Origin of the sequence: Amycolatopsis dongchuanensis, from assembly GCF_039542405.1 — a bacterium.
Lineage (GTDB): Bacteria > Actinomycetota > Actinomycetes > Mycobacteriales > Pseudonocardiaceae > Amycolatopsis_E > Amycolatopsis_E sacchari.
The window spans coordinates 1-22,116 of record NZ_BAABIB010000162.1 but is presented as its reverse complement, the minus strand read 5'-3'; the positions used below and the strand labels follow the sequence as shown (position 1 = coordinate 22,116).

At 70.9% G+C, this 22,116-nt stretch carries 16 protein-coding genes; 5 read left to right on the top strand and 11 right to left on the bottom strand.

What is annotated here, in order from left to right; genetic code table 11:
* Window positions 1-3: 3 nt before the first annotated feature.
* Genes ABFX51_RS37025 through ABFX51_RS37000 form a run of 6 tightly spaced genes read right to left on the bottom strand, consistent with a single transcriptional unit; the run spans window position 4 to window position 8,227 of the window.
* Complete coding sequence (locus ABFX51_RS37025) at window positions 4-1,161, bottom strand: acyl-CoA dehydrogenase family protein (protein WP_346056584.1); 1,158 nt, start codon at window positions 1,159-1,161, stop codon at window positions 4-6.
* Entirely contained in the window at window positions 1,158-3,035 is a 1,878-nt protein-coding gene (locus ABFX51_RS37020) for an acetyl/propionyl/methylcrotonyl-CoA carboxylase subunit alpha (RefSeq protein WP_346056583.1), read from the bottom strand. Before ABFX51_RS37020 ends, ABFX51_RS37025 begins: the two co-directional genes overlap by 4 nt.
* 5 nt (window positions 3,036-3,040) lie before the next feature.
* Window positions 3,041-4,639: an acyl-CoA carboxylase subunit beta gene (locus tag ABFX51_RS37015; protein ID WP_346056582.1), complete on the bottom strand. Its 1,599-nt coding sequence runs from the start codon at window positions 4,637-4,639 to the stop codon at window positions 3,041-3,043.
* Window positions 4,636-5,775 (bottom strand): acyl-CoA dehydrogenase family protein, encoded by a 1,140-nt coding sequence (locus ABFX51_RS37010; protein WP_346056581.1) that lies wholly within the window; start codon window positions 5,773-5,775, stop codon window positions 4,636-4,638. Before ABFX51_RS37010 ends, ABFX51_RS37015 begins: the two co-directional genes overlap by 4 nt.
* Window positions 5,772-7,448, bottom strand: a complete 1,677-nt coding sequence (locus ABFX51_RS37005) for an acyclic terpene utilization AtuA family protein (RefSeq protein ID WP_346056580.1) — start codon at window positions 7,446-7,448, stop codon at window positions 5,772-5,774. The genes ABFX51_RS37010 and ABFX51_RS37005 overlap by 4 nt, the downstream gene beginning before the upstream one ends.
* On the bottom strand, window positions 7,445-8,227 hold the full coding sequence (locus ABFX51_RS37000) for a TIGR03084 family metal-binding protein (RefSeq protein ID WP_346056579.1): 783 nt from the start codon (window positions 8,225-8,227) through the stop codon (window positions 7,445-7,447). Before ABFX51_RS37000 ends, ABFX51_RS37005 begins: the two co-directional genes overlap by 4 nt.
* A 271-nt stretch (window positions 8,228-8,498) precedes the next feature.
* On the opposite strand from ABFX51_RS37000, the gene ABFX51_RS36995 reads away from it, so the two are divergent.
* From ABFX51_RS36995 to ABFX51_RS36985, 3 genes are all read left to right on the top strand, one after another.
* Complete coding sequence (locus tag ABFX51_RS36995; RefSeq protein WP_346056578.1) at window positions 8,499-12,299, top strand: ribonucleoside-diphosphate reductase subunit alpha; 3,801 nt, start codon at window positions 8,499-8,501, stop codon at window positions 12,297-12,299.
* Between the two features lie 5 nt (window positions 12,300-12,304).
* Window positions 12,305-13,327, top strand: a complete 1,023-nt coding sequence (locus ABFX51_RS36990; protein WP_428832536.1) for a ribonucleotide-diphosphate reductase subunit beta — start codon at window positions 12,305-12,307, stop codon at window positions 13,325-13,327.
* A gap of 69 nt (window positions 13,328-13,396) precedes the next feature.
* Window positions 13,397-14,821 (top strand): cytochrome P450, encoded by a 1,425-nt coding sequence (locus tag ABFX51_RS36985; RefSeq protein WP_346056577.1) that lies wholly within the window; start codon window positions 13,397-13,399, stop codon window positions 14,819-14,821.
* Here ABFX51_RS36985 and ABFX51_RS36980 read toward each other — a convergent pair.
* Window positions 14,764-15,252, bottom strand: coding sequence for a WapI family immunity protein (locus ABFX51_RS36980; RefSeq protein WP_346056576.1), 489 nt, complete (start codon window positions 15,250-15,252; stop codon window positions 14,764-14,766). The genes ABFX51_RS36985 and ABFX51_RS36980 overlap by 58 nt on opposite strands.
* An 11-nt stretch (window positions 15,253-15,263) precedes the next feature.
* Window positions 15,264-16,151 carry a LysR family transcriptional regulator gene (locus ABFX51_RS36975; RefSeq protein ID WP_346056575.1) on the bottom strand — a complete coding sequence of 296 codons (888 nt, stop codon included), beginning with the start codon at window positions 16,149-16,151 and terminating at the stop codon, window positions 15,264-15,266.
* Between the two features lie 98 nt (window positions 16,152-16,249).
* Between ABFX51_RS36975 and ABFX51_RS36970 the strand changes: the two genes are divergently transcribed.
* Window positions 16,250-17,134: an NAD(P)H-binding protein gene (locus ABFX51_RS36970; protein WP_346056574.1), complete on the top strand. Its 885-nt coding sequence runs from the start codon at window positions 16,250-16,252 to the stop codon at window positions 17,132-17,134.
* A gap of 15 nt (window positions 17,135-17,149) precedes the next feature.
* Here ABFX51_RS36970 and ABFX51_RS36965 read toward each other — a convergent pair whose 3' ends face one another.
* The 3 genes from ABFX51_RS36965 to ABFX51_RS36955 are packed head-to-tail and all read right to left on the bottom strand — an operon-like array spanning window position 17,150 to window position 21,062.
* The gene (locus ABFX51_RS36965; protein ID WP_346056573.1) at window positions 17,150-18,688 is read right to left on the bottom strand and encodes a glycerol-3-phosphate dehydrogenase/oxidase; all 1,539 of its coding nucleotides are present in this window, start codon (window positions 18,686-18,688) and stop codon (window positions 17,150-17,152) included.
* 23 nt (window positions 18,689-18,711) lie between these two features.
* Window positions 18,712-20,229, bottom strand: coding sequence for a glycerol kinase GlpK (glpK, locus tag ABFX51_RS36960; RefSeq protein WP_091503811.1), 1,518 nt, complete (start codon window positions 20,227-20,229; stop codon window positions 18,712-18,714).
* 17 nt (window positions 20,230-20,246) lie between these two features.
* Complete coding sequence (locus ABFX51_RS36955) at window positions 20,247-21,062, bottom strand: MIP/aquaporin family protein (RefSeq protein WP_346056572.1); 816 nt, start codon at window positions 21,060-21,062, stop codon at window positions 20,247-20,249.
* A 202-nt stretch (window positions 21,063-21,264) separates the two neighbouring features.
* On the opposite strand from ABFX51_RS36955, the gene ABFX51_RS36950 reads away from it, so the two are divergent.
* Window positions 21,265-22,029, top strand: a complete 765-nt coding sequence (locus ABFX51_RS36950) for an IclR family transcriptional regulator (protein WP_091503808.1) — start codon at window positions 21,265-21,267, stop codon at window positions 22,027-22,029.
* Window positions 22,030-22,116 lie beyond the last annotated feature (87 nt).

Genomic DNA, 22,116 nt, shown 5'->3' with positions numbered 1-22,116 from the left:
CTCCTAATAGGACTTCGGCAGGCCGAGGGAGTGCTGTGCGACGAAGTTCAGCACCATCTCCCTGCTGACCGGCGCGATGCGGCCCACGCGCACGGCCCCGAGCAGCGTACCCAGGCCGTACTCCGACGCCAGCCCGTTGCCCCCGTGCGTCTGGATCGCCGTGTCCACCGCCTTGATCGCGACCTCCGCACCGGCGTACTTCGCCATGTTCGCCGCCTCGCCGGCACCGAAGTCGTCACCCGCGTCGTAGCGGGCCGCGGCCTTCTGCGTCATCAGGCGGGCCAGCTCCAGCTCGATCTTGACCTGCGCCAGCGGGTGGGCGAGCCCCTGGTGGCTGCCGATCGGCGCACCCCAGACGCTGCGCTGCTTCGCGTACTCGACCCCCTTGTCCAGCGCGTACCGCGCGACACCGGTCGAGAACGACGCGGCCATGATGCGTTCGGGGTTGAGCCCCGCGAACAGCTGCGCCAGCGCCGCGTCCTCGGACCCGACCAGCGCGTCGTACGGCAGGCGAACGTCGTCGAGGAACAGGCCGAACTGCTTGTCCGCCGAGACGAGGTCCATCTCGATCTGCCGGTACTCGAACCCGGGCGCGTCGGTGGGGACGATGAACAACGCGGGCTTGAGCTTGCCGGTCTTCGCGTCCTCCGTGCGCCCGACGACGAGCACCGCCTCGGCCTCGTCCACGCCCGAGATGAACACCTTCCGCCCGGACAGCAGCCAGTCCCCGCCGTCACGCCGCGCGGTCGTGGTGATGCGGTGCGAGTTCGACCCGGCGTCGGGTTCGGTGATGGCGAAGGACATCCGCGCCTCACCGGTCGCGAACCTCGGCAGCCAGCGGCTCTTCTGCGCGTCCGTGCCGTACCGGGCGATGACCGTGGCGCAGATCGCCGGGGACACCACCATCAGCAGCATCGGCGTGCCCGCGGCGCAGAACTCCTCGCACACCGCGGCCAGGTCACCGATTCCCGCGCCTCCGCCGCCGTACTCCTCGGGCACGGCGACCCCGAGGTAACCCAGCCGCCCGGCCTCGTTCCACAGTTCCGTGGTGTGCCCGCCGCTGCGGGCCAGCTTCGTGTAGTACTCGTGGCCGTAGCTGCGGCCCAGTTCGGCGACGGCCTTGCGGAGCGCCTGCCGTTCCTCGGGTTCTTCGAAACTCACTGCTGCTCCTTCACTACCGCCAGCACGGCCCCCACCTCGACCTGCTGTCCCACGGACACGGGCAGTTCCGCCACCACGCCGTCGGCCGGCGCGGTGATCCGGTGCTCCATCTTCATCGCTTCCAGCCACAGCAACGGGTCCCCGGCCGACACCGCGGCCCCCGGTTCGACCGCGATCCGCAGCACCGTGCCGGGCATGGGCGCGACGAGCGAACCCGCCACCAGCGCAGAACCGGGTTCGGTGAAGCGCGGCACCGGCGTGAGCGAGACCGGGCCGACGCACACCAGCCCCGGGTACCGGCCCACGGAGAAGCTCCGCCGCACTCCGGAGACGTCCAGCACCACCCGCTCCGGCGTCGCGTGGACGAGCGTGATGTCCTCGCCTCCGACGCGGTTGCCGGTGTACGCGACCTCGTACTCGCGGCCGCCCACGGCGTAGCGCTTGCGCTGGGGCGCCGACCGGACGTTGCGCCAGCCGCCGGGAATGCGCTTTCCGGCGCGGTTCGCGGCCGCGTCGGCGAAGGCCGCCGCGACGGCGGCGAGGCGCTCGTCGCCCAGCGGGGCCGCGAGCGTGTCCAGCCCGTGCCTGCCGAAGAACGCGGTGTCGGTGTTGCCCGCCAGGAACTCCGGGTGCCGCAGCACGTTCACCAGCAAGTCGCGGTTGGTGCGCACGCCGTGGATCTCCGCCCCGGCCAGCGCCGCCGCGAGCTTGCGGGCCGCCTCCGCGCGCGTCGGTGCCCACGCGATGACCTTCGCCAGCATCGGGTCGTAGTGCACGCCGATCGCCGAGCCGTCCTCGACGCCGCTGTCCACGCGCACGTCGCCCGGCACCGCGAAGTGGTGCAGGGTCCCGGTCTGGGGCTGCCAGTCGGCGGCCGGATCCTCGGCGTAGAGCCGCACTTCGATCGCGTGGCCATTCGGCGACGGCGGTTCGGGCGGCAGGGCCGCGCCCTCGGCAATGCGGATCTGCCACGCCACCAGGTCCAGCCCCGTCGCCAGCTCGGTCACCGGGTGCTCGACCTGCAGGCGGGTGTTCATCTCCAGGAAGAAGAACTCGCCGTTCTCCGTAGCGAGGAACTCGACCGTGCCGGCACCCACGTAGTCGATCGCCTGCGCGGCCTTGCGCGCGGCCTCGAACAAGGCCGCTCGCATCGGCTCGTCCACCAGCGGGGACGGCGACTCCTCGACGACCTTCTGGTGCCGCCGCTGGATCGAGCACTCCCGCTCGCCGACCGTCCACACGGTACCGTGCGTGTCCGCGAGCACCTGGACCTCGATGTGCCGCCCGGTTTCCAGGTACCGCTCGCAGAACACCGTCGGATCGCCGAACGCCGACGCCGCCTCGGCCTGCGCGCTCGCGACCGCGCCGGTCAGCTCGTCCAGCTCCCGCACGACGCGCATGCCGCGTCCGCCGCCCCCGGCGGAGGCCTTGATCAGCACGGGCAGGTCGGCCTCGGTGACGCGATCCGGGTCCAGCTCCGCCAGCACGGGCACCCCGGCGCCGGCCATGATCCGCTTGGCCTCCACTTTGGAGCCCATCGCCTCGATGGCGGCCGGTGGCGGCCCGATCCACGTCAGCCCCGCGTCGAGCACGGCCCGCGCGAACACCGCGTTCTCCGACAGGAAGCCGTAGCCGGGGTGCACGGCGTCCGCGCCCGCCGCCTTCGCGGCCTCGACGAGCAGGTCCGCCCGCAGGTACGTGTCCGACGGAGCGTCGCCGGGCAGGCGCACCGCGGCGTCCGCCTCCCGCACGTGCGGGGCGCCGGCGTCCGCGTCGGAGAACACCGCGGCCTTGCCGAGCCCCAGCTCCGCGCAGGTGCGGAACACGCGGCGGGCGATCTCGCCCCGGTTGGCGACCAGAATCGTGGTGAGCATCGGCCTCACATCCGGAAGACGCCGAAGCCCTCGGCGCCCTTGATCGGTCCGTTGGCGATGGCGGACAGGCTCAGCCCGAGCACCGTCCGGGTGTCGCGGGGGTCGATGATGCCGTCGTCGTAGAGCATGCCGGACAGGAACATCGGCATCGACTCGGCCTCGATCTGCTGTTCGACCATGGCACGCATGGCCTTGTCGCCGTCCTCGTCGTAGGCCTGGCCGCGGTTCGCCGCCGCCGCGCGGGCGACGATCGACAGCACGCCCGCCAGCTGCTGCGGCCCCATCACCGCGGATTTGGCGCTGGGCCAGGCGAACAGGAAGCGCGGCCCGTACGCCCGGCCGCACATGCCGTAGTGGCCGGCGCCGTAGGAGGCGCCCATCAGGATGGAGATGTGCGGCACCTTCGAGTTCGACACCGCGTTGATCATCATCGCGCCGTGCTTGATGATGCCGCCCTGCTCGTACTCGCGGCCCACCATGTAGCCGGTGGTGTTGTGCAGGAAGATCAGCGGCGTGTCGGTCTGGTTGGCCAGCTGGATGAACTGCGTGGCCTTCTGCGACTCCTCGCTGAACAGCACGCCCTGCGCGTTGGCGAGGATGCCGACCGGGTAACCGTGCACGTCCGCCCAGCCGGTCACCAGGCTCGGCCCGTACAGCGGCTTGAACTCGTCGAAGTCCGAGCCGTCGACGACGCGGGCGATCACCTCACGCGGGTCGAAGGGCACCTTCAGGCCGCCGGGCACGATGCCCACCAGGTCTCCGGGGTCGTAGCGCGGTTCTTCGTAGTCGGGCTTGGGCGCCGGGCCTTGCTTGTGCCAGTTGAGCCGTTTGACGATGCTGCGGCCGAGCCGGATCGCGTCCTCCTCGTCGACCGCCAGGTAGTCGGCCAGGCCGGAGGTGCGGGCGTGCATCTCCGCGCCGCCCAGCGACTCGTCGTCGGACTCCTCCCCCGTCGCCATCTTCACCAGCGGCGGGCCGCCGAGGAACACCTTCGCGCGTTCCTTGACCATCACCACGTAGTCCGACATGCCGGGCAGGTACGCGCCACCGGCGGTGGAGTTGCCGAACACCAGCGCGATCGTCGGGACGCGCTCGGCGGAGGAGTTCGTCAGGTTGCGGAACGTCCGCCCGCCGGGGATGAAGATCTCCTTCTGCGTGGGCAGGTCCGCGCCGCCGGACTCGACGAGGTTGATCGTCGGCAGGCGGTTCTCGGCGGCGATCTCGGCCGCCCGCAGGCCCTTCTTCAGGCTCGACGGGTTGCTCGCGCCGCCCTTGACGGTCGGGTCGTTGGCGACGATCAGGCATTCGACGCCCTCGACGGTGCCGATGCCGGTGACGACGCTGCCGCCCACGTGGTAGTCGGTGCCCCACGCGGCGAGCGGGGACAGCTCCAGGAACGGCGAGTCCTCGTCCAGCAGCAGCTCGATCCGCTCGCGCGCGAGCAGCTTGCCGCGCTTGCGGTGGCGTGCCACGTACTTCTCGCCGCCCCCGGCGATGGCCTTGGCGTGCTCGGCCTCGATCTCGGCGAGCTTGGCCAGCATCGCCTCCTTGTTCGCCGCGAACTCCTCGCTCGCGGTGTCCACAGCGGACCTGATGACGCTCAAGCGGTGTACCCCAATCGTTTCGCGGCCAGTCCGGTCAGGATCTCGTTCGTCCCGCCGCCGATGCCGAGGATGCGCACGTCCCGGTAGTGCCGCTCCACTTCGGACTCGCGCATGTACCCGAGCCCGCCGTGCAGCTGCACCGCCTCGTTGACGACCCACTCCGCGGCCTCGACGGCACTGTTCTTGGCGAAGCACGCCTCCGCGATGACCTCCTCCCCCGCCACGTGCCGTTCGGCGACGTGCCGGGTGTAGACGCGGGCGAGGTCCGTGCGGCGGGCCATCTCGGTGAGCTTGTGCTGGACGAGCTGCCGGGAAATCAGCGGGCGGCCGAACGTCTCCCGCAGGCGGCACCACTCCAGCGTCAGGTCCAGCGCCCGCTGCGCGGTCGCGTAGGCCTGGACGGCGAGCGACAGGCGTTCGACGACGAACTGCGTGGCGATCTGGACGAACCCACTGTTCTCCTGACCCACCAGGTTCGCGGCGGGCACGCGAACGTCCACGTAGGACAGTTCCGCGGTGTCCGAGCAGTGCCAGCCCATCTTCTCCAGCTTGCGGGACACGGTGAACCCGGGCGTGCCGCGCTCGACGACGAGCAGGGAGATCCCGTGCGCGCCCGGGCCTCCGGTCCGCACCGCGGTGGTGACGAAGTCGGCGCGGCAGCCGGAGGTGATGTAGGTCTTGGCGCCGTTGACGACGTAGTGGTCCCCGTCCCGGCGCGCGGTCGTGCGGATACCCGCCACGTCCGACCCACCGTCCGGTTCCGTGATCGCCAGGGAACCGATCAGCTCGCCTTCGAGCGTAGGCCACACCCACCGCTCGATCTGGGCGGGGTCGCCGGCTTCGACGATGTGCGGCACGGCGATCCCGTTGGTCAGCAGCGACGCGACGAGCCCGCCCGAGCCGCCCGCGTACAGGATCTCCTCCGCGACCACGAGCGCGTCGAGGTAGTTCCCGCCGCCACCGCCCGCGCTTTCCGGGAACGACACGCCGAGTAGCCCGATCGCCCCCGCCTTGCGGTGCAGCTCGCGCGGCAGCTCACCGGCGCGCTCCCACTCGTCGAGGTGCGGCAGCACTTCGGTCTCCACGAACCGGCGGACGGTCTTGCGCAGTTCTGCGCGTTCCGGGGTGTCGATCATGCCGGGACCTCCGTGTGCCGGGCCCGCAGCCATTCGCCGAGCGCCTTGGCCTGCGGGTCGAACCGCGCCTGGGAAGCGACGCCCTCACCGAGCAGCCCGGTGACGACGAAGTTGAGCGCGTACAGGTTGGGCAGCGCGTACCGTTTCACCGGCAGTTCCGCGGTTTCGGGCAACAGCCGCCGGAACTCCTCGACGGTGAGGGTGTTCGCGAGCCAGCGCCACTGCTCCTCGGACCGCACCCACACGCCGAGGTTCGCGTCGCCACCCTTGTCGCCGCTGCGCGCGCCCACAACGGCACCCAGCGGTGCGCGACGGGTCGGACCCGTGTACGGCTTGGGAAGCGCGGGTTCCTCCACATCAGACAGTTCCAGGGTCTGTTCCGAATGCGGGATTTCGACCCGGTCACCCTTGGGCAACACCGCGGTGTGGTGCACCTCCGAAGCGTCCACATAGGACGCGGCGTACACGCCGTACGGCGACGCGTCCGACGGTGGTGCTGTCACGTGGAACCCGGGATAACTGGCGAGCGCGAGTTCGATCGCGGCACCGCTGAAGGCGCGTCCGGCGACCTTCGGATCCTGATCCTTGACCGCGCACCGCAGCAGCGCACTCGCGCCCTGTTCGGTGTCGGCGTCCTCGCGATCGGTCCTGGCCAGCGTCCAGCGGATCTCCGCGGGCGGGCGGTCCTTCAGCGACCGTTCCAGCTGCTCCCGGACCAGCGCGGCCTTCGCGTCGATGTCCAGTCCGGTGAGGACGAACGTGGTCTCGTTGCGGAAACCGCCGAGGGTGTTGAGGCAGACCTTCAGCGTCGGCGGCGGCGGTTCGCCCTTCGCGCCGCTGATCCGCACCCGGTCCGGCCCGGCTTGTTCCAGCGCAACGGTGTCGAAGCGGGTCGTCACGTCCGGTCCGGCGTACCGCGGTCCCGCGATTTCGTACAGCAGCTGCGCGGTGACCGTGCCGACCGTGACGGCTCCCCCGGTGACGGGGTGCTTCGTGATCACGCTCGATCCGTCGGCCTCGATCTCCGCGATCGGGAAGCCGGGCGTGCCGAGGTCGTGCTCGGTGAAGAACGCGTAGTTCCCGCCCGTGGCCTGCGCACCGCATTCGAGGACGTGCCCGGCGACGACCGCACCGGCGAGCCGGTCGTAGTCGTCGCGCCGCCAGCCGTAGTGCGCCGCGGCCGGGCCGACGACGAGCGACGCGTCCGTCACGCGGCCGGTCACCACCACGTCGGCGCCGGCCTTCAGGCACTCCGCGATTCCCCACGCACCGAGGTAAGCGTTGGCGGTCAAGGGTTTTCCCAGCCCCAGGCGTTCGGCTGAGGGCAGCAGCTCGTCGCCCTCCACGTGGGCGACGGCGATGTCCAGCCCGAGCTTCGCGGCCAGGTCGCGGATGGCGTCGGCGAGTCCGGCGGGGTTGAGGCCACCCGCGTTGGTGACGATCTTGACGCCCTTTTCCTGGGCCAGCCCGAGGTTTTCCTCCAGCTGACGCAGGAACGTCTTGGCGTACCCGCGTGAAGCGTCCTTCAGCCGGTCGCGGCCGAGGATCAGCATGGTCAGCTCCGCGAGGTAGTCCCCGGTCAGGACGTCGAGCGGCCCGCCGGTGAGCATCTCCCGCACCGCCGAAAAACGGTCACCGTAGAAACCGGACGCGTTGCCGATGCGCAGGGTCACGCGAACTCCCCCGGCTTGCGGCCCTTTCCGGGCGGGCCGGCGAACGCCTGGGCGATCTCCAGCCACTTCGCCGCGTCCGCCCCCTCGGCCACCAGATCGGTGTCCGCGGGATGCCGCCGCTGCGTCACCACCAGGCAGAAGTCCAGCGCGCTGCCCGTGACCCGCTGTTCGGCGTCCTCTGGCCCGTATGTCCACAATGTACCGTCCGGGGCGCGCAACTCCACGCGGAACTCGACGGGCGGTGGCGCGAGCGAATGGACCGCGAAGGCGAAGTCCCTGGTGCGGACGCCGAAGCGCGCGATGTGCCGGATGCGGTCCGTCGGCTCGTGCGGGATCCCCAGCGCGTCGTACACGTCCTGCGCGTGCGCCCAGGTTTCCATCAAGCGGGCCGTCGCCATCGAAGCGGCGCTCATCGGCGGGCCGTACCAAGGGAATTTCGTGCCTGCCGGAGCCGTTTCCAGCGCCGCGGAAAGCGCTTCCCGTCCGGTCCGCCACTCCTGGAGCAGTTGGTCGCGCGGTTTGCCCGCCTCGTCCACGGCCCCCGCGTCGACGTAGCCGTCGCCCGCGGCGAGCGCGCGCTGGACCTCCGCGCCGAAGTCGTCCGGCGTGCGCACCGCGAGCAGCGCCTTCGCGTCGGTCCACGCGAGGTGCCCGATCTGGTGGGCGATCGTCCAGCCCTCGGCCGGTGTCGGCGTCGCCCAGTCCGCCCCGGCCACGATGTCGTCGAGCGCCTGGCTCTCGGCCGCCAGATCGCTCAGGATCGGTCGCAGGTCCACCACCGCATTCGCCTCCTCGCGCCTGTCACGGAGCCTGGCACCGGTCACCGGAAAAATCAAGCACGCTTGATTGTTTCTCTGCGGACCCCGCTAGCACGACCCGCCGACACGCCCGCATATTGGGGTGCTCGCGGAGAGACACCCCTAGATGTAGTCTTCGATCACCGGCAGCGCCCAGCGACGGGAGACGCTGGCTGCCGGGCGAAGCCTGTCCTCCAGCACGTCGTCCCCCGGGCGGCGTGCCGATCCCACGCGCCCATTTTTGGAGTGATGCATGTCTGTGGAGACCACCTCACGGCCGGCGCGCACCGCCGTGCAGGTCATCCGCCGCGACGGCAGTGTGTCCCCCTTCGACGCGGGCAAGATCTCGGTCGCCCTGACCAAGGCCTTCCTCGCGGTCGAAGGGGACGGCGCCGCGGCGTCCTCGCGCATCCACCACGTCGTGACCGAGCTGACCGGCCAGGTCGAGACGGCTCTGCTGCGCCACGCCACCCCCGAGGCCGCGCTGCACATCGAGCAGATCCAGGACCAGGTGGAGCTCGCGCTCATGCGCGGCGGGCACCACAAGGTCGCCCGCGCGTACGTGCTCTACCAGGAGGAGCACGCGAAGGCCCGCGAACAGCCCGCCGAGCCGGACGCCTCCGCGCACGTCGACTGGGCCCGCGTCGAGCACGTCGTCGGCGAGGCCGTCGCGGGGATCGACGACGTGTCGGCGGAGCCGGTGCTGGCCGAGACCAAGCGGAACCTCTACCAGGGCATCACGGCCGACGAGCTGGGGACGGCGCTGATCATGGCCGCCCGCACGCTCGTGGAGAAGGAGCCCAACTACTCGTTCGTCACGGCCCGCCTGCTGCTGGACAAGCTGCGGGGCGAGGCGCTGGGCTACCTGGCCGGCGAGCCGCGCCAGGCCAGCCACGACGAGCTCAACTACCCCGGCTACTTCCGCGACTACCTCGCGCGGGCGATCGAGCTGGAGCTGGCCGACCCCGAGCTGGCGAAGTTCAACCTGAAGAAGATCACCGCGGCGATCCGCCCCGAGCGCGACCTCGACTTCGGCTTCCTCGGCCTGCAGACCCTCTACGACCGCTACTTCCTGCACCACGACGGCACGCGGTTCGAGCTGCCGCAGGCGTTTTTCATGCGGGTCGCGATGGGCCTGGCACTGCGCGAGGACGACCGCGAGAAGCGCGCGATCGAGTTCTACGAGCTGTTGTCGAGCTTCGCGTTCATGGCCTCGACGCCGACGCTGTTCAACTCCGGCACGACGCGCCCGCAGCTGTCGTCGTGCTTCCTGACCACGGTCGACGACGAGCTGGACTCGATCTTCCAGTCGTACAAGAACAACGCACTGCTGGCCAAGTACTCCGGCGGCCTCGGCAACGACTGGACGCCGGTCCGCGGCCTCGGCGCGCACATCAAGGGCACCAACGGCAAGTCGCAGGGCGTGGTCCCGTTCCTCAAGATCGCGAACGACACCGCGGTGGCCGTGAACCAGTGCTTCGCACCGGAGACGGGCATCTACACCGCGGACGGGGTCAAGGCGATCCGGGACGTCCGCGTCGGTGACCTGGTGCTCGGCTCGAGCGGCAGCTACCGCGAGGTGACCGACGTACTCGCCTACGACCAGACCGACCCGATGGTCGAGGTGAACGTCAAGCACTCCGCCGAAACCCTGAAGGTCACGTCAGGACACCCGTTCTACGCCATCCAGGGCGTGCCGCTCGGGCAGGAGAACCAGCGGACCCTCAAGTGGCTCGCGGACGGCAAGGTCCGTCCGGAGTGGGTCGACGCGAGCCACCTGACCAAGGGCGACTACGTGGCCCAGGTCGTGCCGAAGGAGGTCGTGCCCCTGCCCGGCTTCACCGAAGAGGACGCGCGTCTGTACGGCATCCTGCTGGGCGACGGTCACCTGTCCAAGGACGGACAGCAGTGGGGCGTCTCCGGGAATCCCGAGCTGGACACCCATCTGGACTTCGTCCGGAAGTACCTCACCGAGCGCGGCATCCACTTCTGGGAAACCGGACGCGGCGACAGCTACGCACAGATCCACTGGGCCGCGGAACCGCTCACGGGAGCGCGCGAGCCATCCCTGCCGTTCACCGCTGCGGACCTCTACGACGGCGAACACAACAAGCGCATTGCTCGCAGGCTGGCGCACCTGCCCAGGCCGCAGACCCTGGCTCTGCTGCAGGGTTTGCTGGAGACCCATGGCGGCGTGTCGCGGGGTGTCGAGGTCTACTTCACCACGACCTCGCGCCACCTCGCGGCCGCAGTGCGTTACCAACTGCTTCGCCTGGGGATTCCGTCGGATGGGAAGACCCTCGACATCCGGGTCCCCGCGGTGCCGGAGATCGCGCAGTTGCTCGGCTGCCGTCCGGCGGTGAAGCGGAACTGGATCGAGTACCAGGGGATGGTCTTTTCCCGCGTACGCGACGTGCGCGAGATCGATGTGGTGCCCACCGTGTTCGACCTCAAGGTCGAGGGCGACCAGTCCTACATGACGGTCGCGGGCCTGGTGCACAACGGCGGGAAACGGAAGGGCGCCGCCTGCGCCTACCTCGAGACCTGGCACATCGACGTCGAGGAGTTCCTCGACCTGCGGAAGAACACCGGCGACGACCGGCGGCGCACCCACGACATGAACACCGCCAACTGGGTGCCCGACGAGTTCCTCCGCCGCGTCGAGGCCGACGGGGCGTGGACGCTGTTCTCCCCCGACGAGACGCCCGACCTGCACGACCTCTACGGCGACGCGTTCGCCCAGCGCTACCGCGAGTACGAGGCCGCCGCCGACCGGGGCGAGATCAAGGTGTTCAAGCGCGTGCGGGCCGTGGACCTGTGGCGGCGCATGCTGACCATGCTGTTCGAGACCGGGCACCCGTGGATCACGTTCAAGGACCCGTCGAACCTGCGCTCGCCGCAGCAGCACGCCGGCGTCGTGCACTCGTCGAACCTGTGCACCGAGATCACGCTCAACACCAGCACCGACGAGGTCGCCGTGTGCAACCTCGGCTCGGTGAACCTCCTCCAGCACGTCACGCCGGAGGGGCTGGACACCGCGAAACTGGAGCGCACCGTCCGCACCGCCGTCCGGATGCTGGACAACGTCATCGACATCAACTTCTACACGATCCCCGAGGCACGCCGGTCCAACCTGCGGCACCGCCCCGTCGGGCTGGGCCTGATGGGCTTCCAGGACGCGTTGTTCGAGCTCGGCCTGCCGTTCGCGTCCGAGGAGGCCGTCGAGTTCGCCGACCGCAGCATGGAGCACATCAGCTACTACGCGATCTCCGCCTCCGCGGACCTCGCCGCCGAACGCGGGCGGTACGAGTCCTTCGAAGGATCCCTGTGGAGCCAGGGCATCCTGCCGATCGACTCGCTGCGCCTGCTGGAGCAGGCCCGCGTCGGCGACGGGCTGGAGGTCGACCACTCGTCCACATTGGACTGGGGCGGCCTGCGGGAACGCGTCCGCACCACCGGGATGCGCAACTCCAACGTCATGGCGATCGCGCCCACCGCGACGATCTCCAACATCTGCGGCGTCGGCCAGTCCATCGAGCCGCTGTTCCAGAACCTGTTCGTCAAGTCCAACATGTCCGGCGACTTCACCGTCGTCAACCCGCACCTGGTGCGCAGCCTCAAGGAACGCGGGCTGTGGGACGAGGCGATGGTGTCGGACCTGAAGTACTTCGACGGCAGCCTCGCCCGGATCGACCGGATCCCCGCCGACCTCAAGCGGCTGTACGCCACCGCGTTCGAGATCGACAGCCGGTGGCTGGTGGACGCCGCGTCCCGGCGGCAGAAGTGGATCGACCAGGCGCAGTCGCTCAACCTGTACGTGGACGCGCCGAGCGGCCGCAAGCTCGACGAGCTGTACCGCTACGCGTGGCACAAGGGCCTGAAGACCACCTACTACCTGCGGGCCCGCGCGGCCACGAGCGTGGAGAAGAGCACCCTGCGCGGAACGGACGGCAAGCTCAACGCCGTGCCCGCCACCGTGCCCTCGGTTCCGGTCGCCGCACCGGAACCCGCCGCCTGCCGGATCGACGACCCCGACTGCGAGGCCTGCCAGTGACCGACGTGAGCCCCCTGATCGACCGCGACGCGGGACGCGTCAGCATCGACGACAAGGCGATGCTCAACGCCCGCGCCGACGTGAACCAGCTGCTGCCGCTGAAGTACCGCTGGGCCTGGGAGAAGTACCTGGCGGCGTGCAGCAACCACTGGATGCCGACCGAGGTGTCGATGCAGGCCGACATCGCGCTGTGGCGCTCCCGTGACGGCCTGACCGAGGACGAACGCGTGATGCTCAAGCGCAACCTGGGCTTCTTCGCGACCGCGGAATCCCTGGTGGCCAACAACCTCGTGCTCGCGGTGTACCAGCGGATCACCAACCCCGAGTGCCGGCAGTACCTGCTGCGCCAGGCGTTCGAGGAGGCCGTGCACACGCACACCTTCCAGTACATCTGCGAGAGCCTCGGCCTCGTCGAGGGCGAGCTGTTCAACGCCTACCGCGAGGTCCCCTCGATCACCGCGAAGGACGCGTGGGCGCTGAAGTACACCCGCGGCCTGGAAAACGCCGCCGACGACCAGGACTTCCTGCGCGACCTCGTGGCGTTCTACGTCGTGTTCGAGGGCATGTGGTTCTACACCGGGTTCGCGCAGATCCTGTCGCTGGGACGGCGCAACAAGATGGTGGGCATCGCCGAGCAGTACCAGTACATCCTGCGGGACGAGTCGATCCACCTGAACTTCGGCATCGACTGCATCAACCAGATCAAGATCGAGAACCCGCACCTGTGGACTCCGGAGTTCGCCGACGAGGTGCGCGGGATGCTGATCGAGGCGTGCGAGCTGGAGGTCGCCTACGCCCGCGACACGATGCCACGCGGGATGCTCGGGTTGTCGGCGGAGCTGTGCGAGCAGTACATGCACTTCATCACCGACCGGCGGGCGCAGCAGATCGGGCTGGCGCCGATCTTCGGCGCGACGGAAAACCCGTTCCCGTGGATGTCGGAGGCGATGGACCTGAAGAAGGAGAAGAACTTCTTCGAGACCCGCGTGACCGAGTACCAGACCGGCGGCTCGCTCGACTGGGACTGACAACGGGTCTTGCCAGTTGGGGGAAGGGGCGGCACGCTGGGGGCAGTGCGCACGTGCCGAGGAGGTCTCGTGACGATCCGCGACCGCGTTCCGCCCCTCACCTCGCTGCCGCTGCCCGCGGCCGTCGACCGGCGGCTGCTGGGCAAGCGGTGGCCGGTCACCGAACTCGCGCCACCGCCGCCCGGCAGCGGCCTGGCCCCCGTACTCGGCGACGCGGGACCGCCGGTGATCGGGCACGCGCTGGACTCGATGCGGTTTGGGCCGGCGTTCGCGTTGCGGCGGTTCGAGACGTTCGGGCCGGTGTCGTGGATGGGTTCGTTCGGGCAGCGGTTCGTCGTGCTCGGCGGCCCGGAGGCCACGCAGCAGGCGCTGGTGAACAAGGACAAGGCGTTCTCGCAGGAGGGCTGGAAGTTCCTCATCGAGCGCTTCTTCCACCGCGGGCTGATGCTGCTGGACTTCGAGGAGCACCACCTGCACCGGCGGATCATGCAGGAGGCGTTCACGCGCGACCGCCTCGCCGGGTACTCGCGGCAGTGGGGTCCGGTGCTGCGGGAAGGTGTCGGGGCGTGGGGCCGGCCGGGGCGGCCGCGGTTGTACTGGGCCCTCAAGCGGCTCACCCTCGACGTGGCGTCACGCGTGTTCATGGGCATGCCGAGCGGGAACGACGCCGCGCGGCTCAACCGGGCGTTCGTGGACTCGGTGCGCGCGGCGACGTCGCTCGTGCGGTTCCCGGTGCCGGGCGGCCGGTGGGCGGCGGGCCTGGCGGGACGGCGCACGCTGGAGCGGTACTTCGGCGAGAACCTGCCCGCGAAACGGCGTGCGCCGGGGCCGGACCTGTTTTCCGTGCTGTGCCAGGCGACCGGCGAGGACGGCGCGCAGTTCAGCGACGCCGACGTCGTGAACCACATGATCTTCCTGATGATGGCCGCCCACGACACCACGACGATCACCAGCACGGCGGCGGCATACCACCTCGCGAAGCACCCGGAGTGGCAGGAGCGGGCCCGCGCGGAGTCACTGGCGCTCGGTGACGACTACCCGGACCTGGCCGCGCTGGACGAGCTGAAGACGCTGGACCTGGTGATCAAGGAGTCGCTGCGGCTGACCGCGCCGGTGCCGTCGTTGCCGAGGAAGACGGTGAAGGACGTGGCGGTGCTCGGTCACCACGTGCCCGCCGGGACGCTGGTCACGTTGTCGCCCAGCACCAACCACTTCTCGCCGGACCACTGGACGAACCCGCACGCGTTCGACCCGGAGCGCTTCGCGGAGGACAGGCGGGAGGACCGCTCGCACCGGTTCGCGTGGATGCCCTTCGGCGGCGGGGCGCACAAGTGCATCGGGCTGCACTTCGGGATGTTCGAGGTGAAGGCCGTGCTGCACGAGATGCTGCGCGCGCACCGCTGGACGGTGCCGGAGCGCTACCGCGTGCGGTGGGACTACGTGTCGCTCCCCGTGCCGGTGGACGGCTTGCCGGTGACGTTGACGCCACGCTGACCGTGTTCGCCGAGCACGGGGAACGCTTCCCCGATCGCGGTGAGCGCGTCGATGATCGGCGGCAGGTCGGTCTGGTCGAGGTCGTCGAGGAGGAACGTCAGCGTGTTCGCGCTGCCTGGCTGGTCGCGGGCCACGCCCCGGACCTCGATCCGGCCGGAGCGGTGCACCGTCGCGGTCAGGCTGAGCCACTCCTCCAGCGACTCCAGGCGCGCGACGCCGCCGAAGTCCTCGTACGCCTTCACCAGCTCCTCGCGGAAACCACGCAGCTCTTCCGCCCGCAGCCCGGCGGGAATGTGCCCCTTGAACCCGCCCACCACGACGTCGACGGGGCTGTACAACCAGTTCCCGTCGTCGAAATCCGTCGCTCCGGGGTGCATGCGGCCCAGCACCGTGATCTCCACCCGGTCACCCAGCGGCGACCCGATCAGCACCGGCGACACCATCACCCCGCCACGGGTGCCGGCGACGCGACCTCCGCCGCGACCGCGGTGGCCGCCCGCACGAACGCCGCCACAGCCGGGGAACGGGAATCCTGCGGCCAGGCCAGGAACAGCGTCACCGGCGGGAGGTCCGTCACCGTGCGGTACGCGATGCCCGGCCGCGGATGGCGCCGCGCCAGGGAATCGGGCACGAACCACACCAGGCCGCTCACCTCGACGAGGTTGAAGATCTGCGCCAGGTCCCGCGTCGACCGGCGGATCGCCTCCGGACCGAGCACCAGGCCACCGTCCTCCGCCGCACCGCCGTCCGGCAGCGTCCGCCCCCGCAAATCGGCCAGGCACAAGGAAGAACGGGCGGCGAGCGGGTCGTTCGCCGCGATCGCGAGCAGGCGCGGTTCCGTCAGCAGCGGCTCGCTGTCCAGGCCCCGCGGCTCGAACGGCTCCGGCAGCAGCGCGACGTCCGCCCTGCCCTCGCGCAACGCCGGGGCCTGCTCGCCCCGGCCGCCGAGCAGCAGCTCCACCGGCACGGCCTCGTCCTCCTGCTCGAACGCGCTGAGGATCCGCGGCAGCAAGCCGGCGTCGTAGTCCGCCTTCAGCGCCAGCCGCAGCCCCGGCGCCGGCCGCCCCGCGTGCTGCGCCCTGCGGCCCGCGGCGGAGACGGCCTCGATCGCGGTGCGCGCGTCCCGCAGCAGCACCTCCCCCGCCGGTGTCAGCCTGACCTGGCGCGTCGTGCGCTCGAGCAGCCGCACGCCCAGCTGCCGCTCCAGCTCCCGGATCGCCCGCGACAACGGCGGCTGCGCCATCCCGAGCCGCTCCGCCGCGCGGCCGAAGTGCAGCTCCTCGGCGACCGCCACGAAGTACCGCAGCTGCCGCACCTCCAGATCACTCATATTCCCACGGTATCAATGCCGACTGGATCGGTCCTTCACCTCCGCCCCGGCCCGCAGTTGACTCGGCAGCGGCAAAAGGGAAATCCCAGGAGGTCCTCATGATCGTCGTCACCACGCCCACCGGCGCCATCGGCCGCCAGGTCGTCCGCAACCTCCTCGACCGGGACGAGCGGGTCCGCGTCGTCGTGCGGGACCCGGGCAAGCTGCCCGACGACGTCCGAGAACGCGTCGAGGTCGTGCCGGGCTCGCACGGCGACCTCGACGTCGTCACCCGCGCGTTCGAGGGTGCCGACGCCGTTTTCTGGCTGGTGCCACCGGATCCGCGCGCGGAGACCATCGAGGCCGCGTACGTGGACTTCAGCAGGCCCGCGTACGAAGCCATCAAGACCCAGGGGGTCGGCCGCGTCGTGGGCGTCTCGTCCGTCGGCCGCGGCACGCCGGTCGTCGGCAACGCCGGGCACGTCACGGCGTCCATCGCGATGGACGACCTGCTCGCGAGCACCGGCGTGCCGTACCGCTCCCTCGCGAACGCCACGTTCATGGACAACCTGCTCCGGCAGGTCGCCTCGATCCGCGACCAGGGCGTCTTCTACGACATCATCGCGGGCGACACCAAGGCGCCGACGTGCGCGACGCGTGACATCGCCGCCGTGGCCACCGGGCTGCTGACGGACCCGACGTGGAGCGGGTACGACAGCGTGCCCGTGCTCGGCCCGGAGGACCTGTCCCAGGAGGACCTCGCGCGCACCATGTCCGAGGTGCTCGGCAAACCCGTGCGGTACCAGCGGATCCCCGCGGCGGACCTGAAGGCGATGATGCTCGGCCGCGGCACGTCCGAGGCCGTGGCGCAGGCCCTGATCGACATGATGACCGCCAAGGACAACGGCCTCGACCTCGGCGAGCCGGACGCCGACCGCAGCGGCACGCCGACGACGTTCCGGCAGTGGTGCGAGGAGGTGCTCAAGCCCGCCGTCGAGTCCTGAGCACCTCCCCGGGCCTCAGACCAGCGCGCCCTGGAGGAGCTCCGCGACGCGTGCGCGGATCTCGGGGGTGTCCAGGCCGCGCACGGTCAGCGTGGTGCGGCGGCGCAGGACGTCGTCGGGCTCGCACGCCCACTCCCGTTCGATCGCGTACACCACCTGGGCCCAGATGTCGGGTCCATCGGGGTGCACGCGCTCGAGCAGGTCGGGGTTTTCGAGCCCGAGCGCGAGCAGCTCGTGGCTGACCGAGCCGTAGTGCCGCGCCAGGTGGGCGGCGACGTCCTGCGGCAGCTCCGGGGCGGCACGCAGCAGCACGTGCTCCACCGCCTCGGGGCTCGCCGCGCCGGGCAGCGGCGCGTTGACCGGACCGGGCGTGGCCTGGGGCAGCCGCGTGCGCAGCTGCTTGAGCACCTTCCGGCCGATGTCGCGGAACGTCGTCCACTTGCCGCCCGCGATGCTGATCATGCCGCCGCGCCCGACGCTGACCACGGTCTCGCGCTTGGCGTGCTGGGTGTCGCCCTCGCCGCCGGGCAGCACGCGCAGCCCCGCGAACGAGTACACGATGTCCGACCGGCGCAGGTGCTCCTCCCCGATCGACAACCCGGCCTCGCCGAGGATCTGGTCCACGTCGGCGTCCGTGGGGCGGACGTCGCCCGGGTCGCCCCGGTACTCCTCGTCGGTGGTGCCCAGCAGCAGCCGGCCCTCCCACGGGATGGCGAAGGACACGCGGCCGCCGTCGAGCGGGGTGGTGACCGCCGCGTCCCACGTGCCGTGCCGCCGCAGCACGAGGTGCGTGCCCTTGGACAGCCGCATGCTGGGCCGTGCGGCCGGGTCCTCCAGCCGCCGCAGGTGGTCGACCCACGGCCCGGCCGCGTTCACGACGACCTCGGCGTCGACGCCGAACTCCTTGCCGGACAAGGTGTCCCGGACGTCCACACCGGACACCTGCCCGCCGGTGGTGCGCAGGCCGAGCACCTCGGCGTGGTTGAGCAGCACGGCACCGGACGCGGCGGCGGCACGCGCGGTGGTGACCGCGAGCCGGGCGTCGTTCATCTGGTGGTCGTGGTAGATGCCGCACGCCGTCAGCGCGTCGGCACGCAGGCCCGACACGTACTGCTGCGCCCGGGCGGGCGAGATGATGTGCCCGATGCCGTCGGCGAAGCCGGACAACGCCGTGTAGGCGAGCATCCCGGCACCGATCGTCACCGGCCCGTGCGGGCCGCCGCGGCGCAGTGCCACGAGGAACGGCAGCGGGCGCACGTGGTGCGGGGCCACCGTGGTGCCGAGCGCGCGGCGTTCACGGTGGTTCTCCCGCACCAGCTTGACGTTGCCCATCGCCAGGTACCGCAGGCCGCCGTGCACGAGCTTCGACGAGGCGCTGGAGGTGGCCGACGCGAAGTCGCCCTTCTCGACCACCGCCACGCGCAGCCCGGCCCTGGCGGCCTCCCACGCGGTCGCGAGCCCGACGATGCCGCCGCCGATCACCAGCACGTCGAACCGGCCGGTGGTCAGCAGCTCCGTGGTCCGGGCCCGTTGCCCGGCAAGGGATTCGTGCACGTGTCCTACTTCCTTCGCTTCCGTCAGTCCGCGTCGATCCAGCCGACCGTGCGGGAAACCGCTTTCTTCCAGCCCGCGTAGCCCTCGGCCCGCTGCTCGTCGCTCCACGTCGGCTCCCAGCGGCGGTCCTCCTGCCAGTTCTGCTCCAGCTCGTCCGTGGAGCCCCAGAACCCGACCGACAGGCCGGCGGCGTAGGCGGCGCCGAGCGCGGTGGTCTCGGCGACCACCGGCCGCGACACCGGCACGCCGAGGATGTCCGCCTGCAGCTGCATGCACAGCTGGTTCGCGGTCACCCCACCGTCCACCCGCAGCACCTCCAGCTCGACGCCGGAGTCCGCGGTCATCGCCTCCACCACGTCGCGGCTCTGGTAGCAGATCGCCTCCAGCGTCGCGCGGGCCACGTGCGCGTTGGTGCTGTAGCGGGACAGGCCCAGCAGCGCGCCGCGCGCGTCGGAACGCCAGTACGGCGCGAACAGGCCCGAGAAGGCCGGGACGAAGTAGACGCCGCCGTTGTCCTCGACCTGGCTCGCCAGCGCCTCGCTCTGCGCGGCACCGCTGATGATGCCGAGCTGGTCACGCAGCCACTGCACGGCCGAGCCCGTGACGGCGATCGAGCCCTCCAAGGCGTAGACCGGCTTCTCCTCGCCGAACTGGTAGGCGACCGTGGTGAGCAGCCCGTGCTGCGAGCGCACCAGCTCGTGACCGGTGTTGAGCAGCAGGAAGTTGCCGGTGCCGTAGGTGTTCTTGGCCTCGCCGGGCCGGAAGCACAGCTGGCCGACGGTCGCCGCCTGCTGGTCGCCGAGCACCCCGGCGAGCTTCACCTCGCCGCCGAACGGCCCGTTCGCGCGGGTCACGCCGTGCAGCTCCGGGTTCCCCGACGGGAGGATGAACGGCAGCATCTGGCGCGGGATGTCGAAGAAGGACAACAGCTCGTCGTCCCAGTCCCACGTCTCCAGGTTCATCAGCATCGTGCGGCTGGCGTTGGTGGGATCGGTGATGTGCACCCCGCCGTCGACGCCGCCGGTGAGGTGCCACAGCAGCCAGGTGTCCATCGTGCCGAAGATCGCGTCGCCCGCCTCGGCCGCGGCACGCACGCCGTCGACGTTCTCCAGGATCCACTGCAGCTTGCCCGCGGAGAAGTACGTCGCGGGCGGCAGGCCCGCCTTCTGCCGGATCACGTCGCCGCGGCCGTCCGCGTCGAGCGCGGCGGCGATGCGGTCGGTGCGCGTGTCCTGCCAGACGATCGCGTTGGTGTAGGGCCGGCCGGTGCGCCGGTTCCACACCACGGTCGTCTCGCGCTGGTTGGTGATGCCGACCGCCGCGAGGTCGCTCGCCCGCAGGTCGCCCTTGGTGAGCGCGCTTTCGATGACCGCGCGGGTGCGTTCCCAGATCTCGGTCGGGTTGTGCTCGACCCAGCCGGGCCGCGGCAGGATCTGGTCGTGCTCCAGCTGGTGGCGCACGATCTCATTGCCCCCGTGGTCGAAGACCATGAACCGGGTGCTGGTCGTGCCCTGGTCGATCGCGCCGACGAACTCGCCCATTGTCGTCACCTTCCTGCTCAGGCCTTGGCCTCGACGGGGATCCGCCCGGGCTCGGCCGGCCCGGCGGTGGGGAGGAACCGGCCGACGAGCAGCCGGTAGAGAGCGATGCCGACGATGCCGCCGATCAGGGGACCGACGATCGGCACCCAGAAGTAGAGATCGCCGTACTGGTCGTGCCACGCGCCGTCGTAGCCGGTGAGGAAGGACGCGAGCCGCGGGCCGAAGTCACGGGCGGGGTTGATCGCGTACCCGGCGTCGGTGCCCCACGCCATGCCGATGCCCACGACGACGGCGCCGACGATGATCGGCGAGGCCCACTGCGGGGGCACGAGGTTGCGCGCGTCGGTGATCGCGGCGACGAGGAACAGCAGGATCGCGGTGCCGATGATCTGGTCGCGCAGCGCGCCGAGATCGCTCACGGGCAGCGTGCCGTTGCCCGGCAGGGTCGAGAACACGCCCTGGGTCTTGATGGTGTGCCCCGGGTCCGCGGCCGACAGGACCTCGCTGTAGTTCCACCGCACGAGCAGCGCGGCGACGAACGCGCCCGCGGTCTGGGCGAGCACGTACGGGGCGACCTTGCGCCACGAGAAGTCGCGGAACACCGCCAGCGCCACCGTCACCGCGGGGTTGAGGTGTCCGCCGCTGATGCGGGCGGAGACGAACACGCCGAGCACCACGCCGAGACCCCAGGCCCACGCGATGCTGTCGTGGTCACCGATACCGGCGGCCGCGACCTGCGCGACCACGCCCACGCCGAACAAGATCAGGATGAGGGTGCCGGCGAATTCCGCCAGCACCTCGCCGGCGAGCCCGCCGGCCTTGAGACGCTCCATTGCCACCTCCGAACCCAGTCCCGCCACGCCACCGGGGCGGGTGCCGGGGACGTTAGGAAGCGATCACGGGGGCGACAACGGGCACCGTTCGGCATCGTCGAACGCCCGATCTCGCGCACGGGGGTGGCCCGCGCCGAACGGCAGCTCGGGCGCGGGAGGTGCGGTCGGCATTGTCGAACGGAAAGGGGTTAAGGTTCGCGTCGTGCCGGGCCCCATCCAGTCCATCGAACGCGCCGCCGCGATCCTGCGGCTGCTCGCGCGCGGGTCGGGCAGGCTCGGGCTGGCCGACATCGCCGCCGGGCTGGGGCTGGCGAAGGGCACCGCGCACGGGCTGCTGCGCACCCTGCAGGGCGTGGGCTTCGTCCACCAGGATCCCGTATCCGGCCAGTATTCACTCGGGGACGCGTTGTCGCACCTCGGTCCCGGCTACCTCGACGCCAACGACCTCCGCTCGCGCGCGAGCAACTGGGCCGACGCGCTCGCCGCCCGCAGCGGGGAGGCCGTGCGGCTCGGCGTGCCGGACGGCGGCAGCGTGCTGGTGGTGCACCACGTGTTCCGGCCGGACGACACGCAGCAGTCGCTCGACGTCGGCAGTTCCCAGCCCCTGCACGCGACCGCGCTCGGCAAGGTGCTGCTCGCGTTCGACGCCGACCTCGCCCAGACCGTGCTGTCGGGTGCGCCCGAGCCCTACACCCGCCGCACCCTCACCACGGGCGCGGCACTGAGCGGTGCGCTGGCGCGGATCCGCGAGGCGGACTGGGCGGCTGAGGTCGAGGAGTTCGTGCCCGGCGAGGCCGGTGTCGCCGCGCCGATCCGCTCGTTCGGCGGGCTTGTCGTCGGCGCCATCGGCATCACCGGCGCGGTGGACCGGCTCTGCGACACCCGCGGCAGGCCGCGCCCGGCGCTCGTGCAGAGCGTCCGGGACGCGGCACTCGCGGTGAGCCGCGATCTGGAGACGGACCGCTAGTGTCCTGAGTCGTTAGTTCAGCGCCAGACTAAGAGGTCCTAACAGATTGAGTGTTTCTTGAGTCGGCGCCAGCAGATGATGCTGCAG